Here is a 9290-nt window from a genome sequence, read left to right on the forward strand (position 1 = left end):
CCCAGCCCACCCAATAACTTGGCCGCCCTGAGCCGGTCAAAGCCATGGCGGGAGAAGATCCCCGCCTGTGCCAGCAGTTGCTTCAAGCGGGCCTGCTCCCGGGCGCCGACCGGGTAACCGCGACCGCACCAGGCCAGCCAGTCCCGCGCCGCATCCCTGCGTTGACGGACAGGGCCATAGCGGTGGCTCTGGGCCTGCCACTGCTGTTGTTGCCGGTAACCGTGCCAGCCAACGACCGCAGCCGACGCGAGACAGGCCAGCGCCAATCCGAAAAGTTGCATGACAGTCATGGGCTACCCCTGCAGACGGGTGAGGCGACGGATAAGCCAGAGCCCGACCGCCACGCTGATGGAGACATATCCCAATACCCACTGGCCGCTGGCCGTGGTCATCAGGTAGGTGAAGTGCTCCCGCCCGGTCGTGAACAGCACCAGCAAGATGATGACGGGGAGCGCTGCCAGCACCTTGGCGGCATTGCGACTCTCGGCCGTGATGGTCTGGATGCTGGCCGCCAGGGTCTGGCGGGCACGCAGTGTCTCCACCAGTTGCGCCAGCACCTCCGAGAGGCGGCCGCCCGTTTCCTGTTGCAGGCTGAGCACTATGGTCAGAAACTGAAACTCGGCCACCGCGACCCGGTTCGCCGCCTGTTGCATCACCTGCGCCACCGGCTGGCCTACTTGCAACTCATCGTGCATCTGACCAAACAACCGGGCCATCAGGCCGTGCTGCTGGCAGGCCACCAGCTTGAAGATATCCGCCAATGGCGCCCCGACCCGCAGCGCCCGTATCATGCCGTCAATCACCTCGGGCAACTGGGTACGAAACCGCTCCAGCGCCCGCTGTTGCAGTTGCTGATAGACCACCAGCCCGAGGGAAAGAGCCCCGCCCACCGCCAGCAGCAGTGCCAGCCAGAACGGCATGCCATTGGCCACCAGCAAGACGCAGGCAAGGGCCGCCCCCGCCGGGCCCTGCCAGGTCCAGCGGGTCAGCTGCTCCTGGCCCACCATGGTCACCATCTGCTGATACCAGTGGGGCAGAGGCCGTGCCCCCTTGTGTTGCGCGGGCTGGCCATAGCGTTGGCACTGCTGCTGCCAGGCTTCGCGTCGGCTCTGCCATTGCCAGAGCAGCAGGCAGGCCAGTCCCCAGCCCAGACACACCAGAATGAGCGTGCTCATGACACCGGCTCCCCGGCACCCGCCATGCACTCATGCAGCTCGGTCAGCAAACCCGCCTGACGGGCTTTCTCCTCGACTCCGGCCGAGAGGGGATGGGCAATGAAGCGCCCCTGCAGCTTGCCGTGCAGCTCGGATTCCAGCACGAAGCGAAACAGCGGCTGCATCCTGATCTGGCTCCCTTCCAGCGAGGTGACTTCACTGATGGCGGTAATGCGGCGCTGACCGTCACGCATCCGCTCCAGTTGCACCACCAGATCCACGGCGCTGGCGATCTGGGCCTGGATGATCTGCTCGGAGAGCCGCTCAGCCCCCATTTGCAACATGTTGGTCAGCCGCAACAGGGCATCTTCCGGGGTGTTGGCGTGCAGGGTGCAGAGAGAGCCGTCATGGCCGGTGTTCATCGCCTGCAACATGTCGAACGCCTCGGCGCCGCGCACCTCCCCCAGAATGATGCGATCCGGCCGCATCCGCAGGGCGTTGCGCACCAGGGCGCGTACGCTCACCTCTCCCTTGCCCTCGGCACTTTCGTTGCGGGTCTCCAGCGGCACCCAATGGGGCTGATCGAGGGAAAGCTCGGCGGCATCCTCTATGGTGATGATCCGCTCGTCGTCGTTGATGTGCTTGCTCAGGGCGTTGAGCAAGGTGGTCTTGCCCGACCCCGTTCCCCCCGAGATAAGCACGTTGAAACGGCTGCGCGCCGCCAGCCCCAAAAAGCGGGCCATGGCATCGGACAGGGCCCCCTTCTCCACCAGATGGGTCAGGGTCAGGCGGCTGCTTGGGAATTTGCGGATGGAGATGGTGGTACCACACAGGGCGATGGGCGGCGCAATGACGTTGACCCGGCTGCCATCGGCCAGTCGGGCATCCACCATGGGGGTGGACTCATCCACCCGCCGCCCCACCGCATTGACGATCCGCTGCGCCACGTTGAACACATGCTGGCGGTCGCGAAAGCGCACCCCGGAGAGGGTCAACTTGCCGTGCCGCTCCACATAGACCTTGTCCGGGCCATTGACCAGAATGTCCGAGACCTCGGGGTCATCGAGCAGGGGTTGCAGCGGCCCCACGCCCACCATCTCGTCCACCAGCTGACGGGCAAGCAGGGTCAGCTCCTGACGGTTATAGGGCAACATGCGGCGAGTCGAGAGCTGCGCGAGGGCACGGGTGACTTGCTCCAGCAGCGCGGCGCGCGGCAAGGTGGCGGCTACCGAGGGTTCAACCAGCTCGTAGAAGGCCTCCCGCGCGGCATCAGACAGGGTGAGCAGCGCCCCTGGCACCGACGGCAGTCGGCTGTTGGCTTGTCCGAACATCAGCGCCGCCCTCGCCCTGTGACCTGAGCCCCCACCAGCTCACCCGCCAGCAAGGTCAGGGCGCGAGCCAGTTTGCTCTTTTGCTGGATGAGCGGCTGCCCGGCACGCTCGGCACGCACAAAGGCACCGTGATCATAGGGCAGCACGGCGGCGTGGGGCTGACCACAGACGCGCTCCAGCTCCTGCGCCGGCACCCGCCCCTCCTTGCCACGGCAGTGGTTGCCCACCAGCAGGCGGCGTTGGGCCTGCCCGCCTTGCGGGCATTGCCCCAGCAGCCGCAGTGCCCCCAGACTGAAATCGTGCAGCCAGATCGCCACGTCAGCCTGCTGCAACAGCGCCTGCAGCGCATGAGTGCGCAGATCCGGCACATCGATAATGAGGGTGCTGTAGTGCTCCGCCATCACATTGACCGCCGCCACCAATTGCTCGGCACCGAGCACCAGCTCCTGCCCCTCGTCATAGAAGAGGAAGAGCCTTGGCCCAAGCTGATGGGCAGTATGGGCCAGCAGGGTGCCATCGAGTCGATCGGTAGCTTGCCACCACTGTTCACCGGGCGGGGCATAGTCGCTGCCCAGCAAAATAGGGTGACGGCTGTGATGAAGGTTGAGATCCAGCAACGCAACCTGACGGTGATGCTGGTCGGCCAGCGCCATGGCCAGATTGGCAGCCACTGTGCTGGTGCCCATGCCACCGGCGGCGCCGACCACGCAGATCACCCGCCCATTGCGCAGTGAGGTCACCAGCGGCACCCCCAGCAGACGCAGCAGGCCGGTACGCAGGGCATCGGGATCCAGCGGCGCCGGATAGTAATCATCCACTCCCACAGAAATAAGCCAGCGGAACAGGGTCACGTCCCCCCTCTCCCCCAGCAGGACCAGCCGCATCTGGGGCGGACAGCATTCGGCAAGGGCGGCCAGATCGGCCGCCAGCATCTGCGAGTTTTCCACTTCCACCAGCAGGATATCGGGGGCCCCTTGCGCCAGGCAGTAGGCCCTGGCCTCGGCCAGGGAGCCCGGGATCTGTCGGGCGTCGACCTCGGCCAGCTGGGCCAGCACCAGGCCGACACCTGCATTCAGGGCAGGCTGGCGGGTGACAGCCACCAGTTGTTTGGCTTGTTCACTCATGCACTACTCCCCTGTCGTCTGCTGTTTCTTGGCCGACTTGGCCTTGCCCTGATAGAGGCGCTGCACGGCACCGGCATCGAGGGCGCTGCCACTGCCGTCATAGCGGGCGCCGCGGGCCCAGTGCTCCCCATGACTCTGGGCGCGATACTGGTTGCGCAGTACCAGACAAGCGCCGGGAGATGCCAAAGATACGCCTCTGGCATAGCGGCAGGTGTCGGATTGCAAGGTGGCGTCAAGCTCGACCTCATACGCTTGCCGGGTCGCCGGGATGAAGGTGAGGCGGGTCTCCAGCGCCAGCCACTGGGCCAACTGCTGGCGCAGTGCTTCCGGAGTTGGCTCCCGGCTCCCGGGTTGCGGGCCCGTGATCGTCAGGTGCAGGGATCCGGACTCCAGCCGGTTGGCCAGCGGGGCCAGTTGCCATTGCAGCTGTTGTTGCAGTTGCGACGGGGTAACCCGGAACTGCAGCTGATCCTTGAGGGAGGCGGCAGGGGGTTGGGTGGTGCAGGCCATCAGCGGTAACGCCAGGGCCAGCAACAGTGTCTCTCTTAACATGGTCACTTCCCTCAGTAGCTGTAGCCGTAGTTGCCAAACAGGCGAGTCGCTTGCGCGCCAGGTCGCTCGGTTGAGCCCATGTCGGTGAAGAACAGCCGCTCGAACCGGCTCGGCGCCCGATAGTGATCCAGCGGCGTCGACAGGGAGAGGGGATCGCTGGTGGGCTGCACCAGACGGGCGGTGGCAATGATCACCAGCTCGCTCTCCTGGTTCTTGAAGCTGTTGCTGCCAAATAAGGGGGCCAGCCCGGGGATCTCGCCGAGGAAGGGCAAGGCCTCGCTGCTCTGGTTGCGATGGGTACGCACCAGGCCTGCCAGGGCGAAGCTCTGGCCATCCGCCAGCTCTATGGTGGTGGTGGTGCGACGGGTTTCTATGCCCGGTACCACAACCCCGGCGATGGAGACGCTGTTCTCGCGGCTCATGGTCGACACTTCGGGTGAGACCGTCAGGCTGATGCGGCTGTTGTCGAGCAAGGTGGGAGTCAGCTCCAGCGAGATGCCGAACTTCTTGAATTCGATCTCGGGCCCGTTATCCCCATTGCCCACCGGGAAAGGGAACTCGCCACCGGACATGAAGGTGGCGGCCTCACCAGATTTGGCCGTCAGGTTCGGCTCGGCCAGCACATTGACCAGGCTGTTCTCCACCAGTGCATCTATGATGGCGTTGATGTAGACCACATCCTTCTTGCCGCCCCAACTGCCCCGCTCAGCGGGTTTGGGGAAACGGTTGCCAGGCGAGACACCCAGCTGCAAATACTCCCCCATGGCGCTCCAGCGCAATCCCAGCTGTTCACTGGTGGTGCGCTGCATCTCGACGATGCGCACCGATATGTTGATCTGATCCGAGCCCGCCAGACGCAACTGGTTGATGACGTTCGCATATTGCCCGCTGCCACCACCGGCGACCGCCGCCCCCTCATCCTGATTGCCGCTCTGAGGCTGAGCGGGGGCGACTGGGCCAGAGGGGACTCCCTGAGGCTGAATGCCTTTGGCGAACGCCTCCACCATGGCCAGGATCTCGTGGGCTTGCAGCGGACTCGTTACCTCCCCCGCCACCACTATGGCGCCGCCAGACTCGCTGAAGGTGAGTCGGCTCTGGGGAAAGTGCTGCCTGGCCAGTTGCTTGAGGGGGGCAAGATCCGCCACCACCTGCACCCGGTAGTGACCCAGGGTGCGGCCATCCTGCGCGGTGACCACCAGATCGGTGCGGCCAACCTTGCGACCATAGATCAGCAATTGCTGATCGGAGGGGCTGTGTACCCGCACCAACTCCGAGTTGGCGACGAAGGCATCCAGCACGGGTTCATCGAAATTGAGCAGGGTGGACTGCTCGGGGGTGAGAGTCAGGCTCTCTGCCGCCACTGCCCATAACGGCAGCAGGGCGAGCACCATGGCGAGTGTTCGCAACATCGTGTCCTTTCTGGGTTGATTAAGGTTGGCGGTTACGGTCGTTGCCGTCGCCATAACTGATCCGGACTCCGTGACCCGGAATGGCCCTCGGGTTCTGGCCACTGGCCACCTGCTCGGCCCATATCAGGCTCCCTTCCGGCAGGGCAACAACCTCGCTGCCCGCAGGGGCACCCTGGGCCGAGCGCAGCACCAGTGCCAGCTCTCCCAATCGATGGGCCAGCAACAGCCGGGCTGCCGCCCGCGGGGCCAGCTCGAAGGTCACGGCCACTTGATCGAAGTTGTCTTGCGCCGCCGCAGTGCCGTTGAGCGCGGCGATATCGGTCACCTGGGCATCGATGGCCAGCAACTTGATGTCGGTCAGAATGATCTCCGCCGACTGGTTGCTGGTCACCTCGGCCCCTTGCGCATTGTGCTGACGGGCATGCTTGCTGGTGAGGATCACATCCACCCGGTTGCCGGGCCGGATCAGGCCATGGCTGGCCGCCTCCCGCCCCAGCGCCAGGGTCACAGCCCGCATCCCCGGCGCCATCATGGCGGAGAGATAGTGGCTCTGCTCCGGGCGCACCAGATCATCAGACGAGACAATCTGCCCCGACTCCAGGGTACGGGTGACCAGACTTCCCTTGAGTGCCTTGGTATCGGTAAAGCCGAACAGGAAGAGCCCCGGCAGATTCATCTCCTCGGCGGCGGGCAGGGTTTGCCAGACCAGATCCTCGGGATGGATAAAGGAGCCGGCCTGTACCCTATGGGCGGCCACCAGCACCTGGGCGACCCTATCGGAAACTGTCGATTCCGATGTCAGGTCTCGCGGTGGAACTGTCTTCTGCGGCACCGATTCAACCGGCCAGAAGGCAGCCAGCGTCGCCGCCAGCACCAGCAGTGCAGCGATAAGAGAAAAGAGTTTCTTCATAGGTGTGACTACATAAATAGAGGAGTGGTCAGACTCGCCGCCCACAAAATGGCGAATCCATAAGGCACTGTGACGGGCTCGGGAGATAGCCGGAAACGGGCGTAAGCCAGGCATATGAGGCTGAGCACACCACCCGAGAGCGCCATCCAGAGCAGCAACTCGGGCCAGCGTCCGGATGCACCATAGAGACAGACCGCCAGCAACTTGCTGTCACCGGCCCCGCACCAGCCCCTGTGATAGGCAAACAGCCCCAGCAGCAGTGTCAGCAGGGCCAGAGTCAACGAAAGCGGATTGAACGGCAGCAGCCAAAGCGCCCAGAGTGCCAGTACCAGCACAGCCAGGTTGGGGATACGCCGCTCAAACAGGTCGCTGACCAGACACCAGCACGCCATCAATATGGCCAGCCACTGCCCGAGCGTTGTCACTTGCCCGCGGCATCCATGTTCAACCCCGCCACTATGGCGGTGAACTTATCCTTCAAGGCCGTGATGAAGATCCCGTCCGAGCCGAAGATGGCGAGGATCCCGGCCGCCAGCCCCGCCGCCAGAATGCCGTATTCGATCGCCGTGGCGCCGGTGTCATCCTTCAGATAGTCCCCAAGGTAATCCCAAACTCGCATCTTCATTTTATTGTCCCTGTTTTTATGCCTGAAATTAAACAGCGACAATATGATATTGAGATCACAAACGAGAATCAATATCATTATCATCAAATGAAATAATTCGCAGAGTGAATTTTCGTTTTTGACACTTTTAACAGCAAAAAAATCTGCACTAATCGTTCAACTCGCAAGAAGAGACTGGTTCAGCAGCTTATTCACCTATACAACAATAATGGAGTCGATCTTGTTCAGGACAACGCGACCCCTGATCCTGGCCCTCTGCTGCGCAACCTTGCTGGCATGCAAGGCCGAGCTGGGTACCCCGGATCAGGAAGGAAACAACGGCAACACCAGCGGTAATAACGGCAGCAGTCAAACCACACCTCCCCCTCCGGATCCCGTGACCCCGCCATCGGACAACGGCACCGGGAGCAGCGGTACGGGTTCGGGTTCGGGGAGCAGCAGCGGAAGCGGCAACACAGGCAACACAGGCAACACAGGCAACACAGGCAACACAGGCAACACAGGCACAGTGACCCCGCCTACACCGCCGGATCAACCGGACAAGGCACCTGATCCCGCCACCAAACCGACCAGCCTGGATCTGGCGGGTGCGCTCTCCATCACACGCGGGCAGGGAGCCCAATTCGATATCCAGCTCTGCGCCGACAAGGTGTGCGTGACTCAGAGCGCCCTGGCCGACGGCAGCTTTGGGTTCAAACTCAAGCTGAGCCAGTGGCCTCAGGATAAACCACTGAGGTTGACCGCCAGCAACCGCCAGCAGAGTGCGCCTATCCTCGGCAGTCAGCTGCCCTCGCTGGAGCAACTGCTCAAGCAGGATCAGAATGGGGATGGCATCATCACCGAACAGGAGGCCCCCCATCTGCACCTCTCCCCCATGCTGCTGGCATACCAGAGCCTCACCACGGCACTACAAAAACGGGAAGGCATGCAGGATGTCACGGCGCTGCTGGTCAGCGATCCACAGCTCAATCACGGCATGGCCCGCGAGCTGACCGCACTGCTGCAACTGGTACTCGATGGCGACATTCCCCTCCCTGTCAGCGAGATCACCCAGCTGGCCGAGCACCTGGTCGCCTACCGGCAGGTTCAGCCAGGTGCTGACCTGCGAGAAGGGCTGTTGAACTATGCCATCCAGCAAGGGACGGCACTGCCTGTCGATACGGAGACCATGCTGGCTGCTGCGGTCAAAGCCATGGCGGCCCTCGACACCCGCACCCCGGCCTATCAGCTGCACGCCACCTTCTACCCTCATCGACAGCTGACCCTGCAGGGAATATTCCCCTCGCGGCTTGGTGAGCCGACCGTCATGGTAGAGATAGGCGCCAAGCCCAATCACGATGGCCTTAACCAGTACTACTTCAAACCGGAACGCCCAATACGGCCACAGCGACTCCCCGTCAGGGCCCTGGATGGCCAGGTGCTTGACGGTCTGCCCGTCAAACAGGGCAACCAGTACAGCCTCACTCTCGCACTGCCGGACCTCAACAATACCTTCACTACTTGCCAGCCTGGCGAGAGCGAGACCAGCGACGACCTGATGCAGGACACCCTCACCCTGGTGGTACGGGATGAGACGAGCGAGGTGGAGTTGCGATCCGTACTCGGATCCCTGTGCGAACTGGTCAAGCAGGACGGCAACCGGGACGGCATCCTCACCGCCAGCGAATTCCCGCGCCTGCAAGTGGGCTATACCAGCACGGCCCAGCAAGCCCTGCTGCTCAAAACCACACTCAGTGCCAGCATGGGCTCTTTCCTGGGCTGGCAAGCCTGGACCCTGGCGGAGCTGGATCAAAAACTCAAGGCACTGCCGAGGCATCAGGTTGAGCTGCTGGCAGCCATGGTCGCCCTGCAGGCCGAGGGGGAGCTCTGGCAGCAGCCCGTCAACCTGATCGAGGGCACTGATTTTCGCCAGCAACTGCTGAGCTGGCTGGAGATCAACATGGCCAATGAATATTCAACCGTGTCCCGCAACAACCAGATACCGGACCTGTTCAAACTGGAATCCGCCATCGCCGACAATAGCGGGCTGGGCCCCCTGCTGAATGCCAATCCAGACAAGAACATCTCCCACATCATCAAGGCGGCGGCCGGTCTTATCCGCAACTCGGAAAGCGATGCACTTCTCTATCCCGGTACCAGCACACCGGGTAGCTGGGTCACCCCCTACCCCAACAGCCCCCTATCC

General features: G+C 63.1%; 8 protein-coding genes and 2 pseudogenes. 1 reads left to right on the forward strand and 9 read right to left on the reverse strand.

The features are described from left to right. From BN1128_RS04170 to BN1128_RS04210, 9 genes and pseudogenes are all read right to left on the reverse strand, one after another. Positions 1 to 290: pseudogene (locus BN1128_RS04170) on the reverse strand (type II secretion system F family protein); the annotation flags it as partial. 3 nt (positions 291 to 293) lie between these two features. Continuing rightward, positions 294 to 1175, reverse strand: a complete 882-nt coding sequence (locus BN1128_RS04175; protein WP_042866504.1) for a type II secretion system F family protein — start codon at positions 1173 to 1175, stop codon at positions 294 to 296. Continuing rightward, positions 1172 to 2485, reverse strand: coding sequence for a TadA family conjugal transfer-associated ATPase (locus BN1128_RS04180; RefSeq protein WP_042866506.1), 1314 nt, complete (start codon positions 2483 to 2485; stop codon positions 1172 to 1174). Before BN1128_RS04180 ends, BN1128_RS04175 begins: the two co-directional genes overlap by 4 nt. Further along, complete coding sequence (locus BN1128_RS04185; RefSeq protein WP_042866507.1) at positions 2485 to 3609, reverse strand: CpaE/TadZ family protein; 1125 nt, start codon at positions 3607 to 3609, stop codon at positions 2485 to 2487. Before BN1128_RS04185 ends, BN1128_RS04180 begins: the two co-directional genes overlap by 1 nt. A gap of 3 nt (positions 3610 to 3612) precedes the next feature. After that, on the reverse strand, positions 3613 to 4161 hold the full coding sequence (locus BN1128_RS04190) for a hypothetical protein (RefSeq protein WP_042866509.1): 549 nt from the start codon (positions 4159 to 4161) through the stop codon (positions 3613 to 3615). Positions 4162 to 4172: 11 nt separating this feature from the next. Further along, positions 4173 to 5570: a type 4 pilus assembly secretin FlpC gene (gene flpC, locus BN1128_RS04195; RefSeq protein WP_042866511.1), complete on the reverse strand. Its 1398-nt coding sequence runs from the start codon at positions 5568 to 5570 to the stop codon at positions 4173 to 4175. Between the two features lie 19 nt (positions 5571 to 5589). Continuing rightward, positions 5590 to 6480 carry a Flp pilus assembly protein CpaB gene (cpaB, locus tag BN1128_RS04200; protein ID WP_042866512.1) on the reverse strand — a complete coding sequence of 297 codons (891 nt, stop codon included), beginning with the start codon at positions 6478 to 6480 and terminating at the stop codon, positions 5590 to 5592. Positions 6481 to 6488: 8 nt separating this feature from the next. Beyond that, a complete protein-coding gene (locus BN1128_RS04205) occupies positions 6489 to 6905 on the reverse strand; it encodes a prepilin peptidase (protein WP_042866514.1) in 417 nt (138 codons plus the stop codon). Further along, on the reverse strand, positions 6902 to 7105 hold the full coding sequence (locus BN1128_RS04210) for a Flp family type IVb pilin (RefSeq protein ID WP_042866517.1): 204 nt from the start codon (positions 7103 to 7105) through the stop codon (positions 6902 to 6904). The genes BN1128_RS04205 and BN1128_RS04210 overlap by 4 nt, the downstream gene beginning before the upstream one ends. Positions 7106 to 7325: 220 nt before the next feature. On the opposite strand from BN1128_RS04210, the pseudogene BN1128_RS04215 reads away from it, so the two are divergent. Beyond that, positions 7326 to 9290: pseudogene (locus BN1128_RS04215) on the forward strand (DUF1566 domain-containing protein); the annotation flags it as partial.

This window comes from Aeromonas piscicola (genome assembly GCF_000820005.1).
Classification (GTDB): Bacteria; Pseudomonadota; Gammaproteobacteria; order Enterobacterales; family Aeromonadaceae; genus Aeromonas; species Aeromonas piscicola.

Bases quoted from the DNA above. Each gene is read 5' to 3' on its own strand.
- BN1128_RS04175 (WP_042866504.1), bottom strand. From the start codon at position 1,175: ATGAGCACGCTCATTCTGGTGTGTCTGGGCTGGGGACTGGCCTGCCTG.
- BN1128_RS04180 (WP_042866506.1), bottom strand. From the start codon at position 2,485: ATGTTCGGACAAGCCAACAGCCGACTGCCGTCGGTGCCAGGGGCGCTG.
- BN1128_RS04185 (WP_042866507.1), bottom strand. From the start codon at position 3,609: ATGAGTGAACAAGCCAAACAACTGGTGGCTGTCACCCGCCAGCCTGCC.
- BN1128_RS04190 (WP_042866509.1), bottom strand. From the start codon at position 4,161: ATGTTAAGAGAGACACTGTTGCTGGCCCTGGCGTTACCGCTGATGGCC.
- flpC (WP_042866511.1), bottom strand. From the start codon at position 5,570: ATGTTGCGAACACTCGCCATGGTGCTCGCCCTGCTGCCGTTATGGGCA.
- cpaB (WP_042866512.1), bottom strand. From the start codon at position 6,480: ATGAAGAAACTCTTTTCTCTTATCGCTGCACTGCTGGTGCTGGCGGCG.
- BN1128_RS04210 (WP_042866517.1), bottom strand. From the start codon at position 7,105: ATGAAGATGCGAGTTTGGGATTACCTTGGGGACTATCTGAAGGATGAC.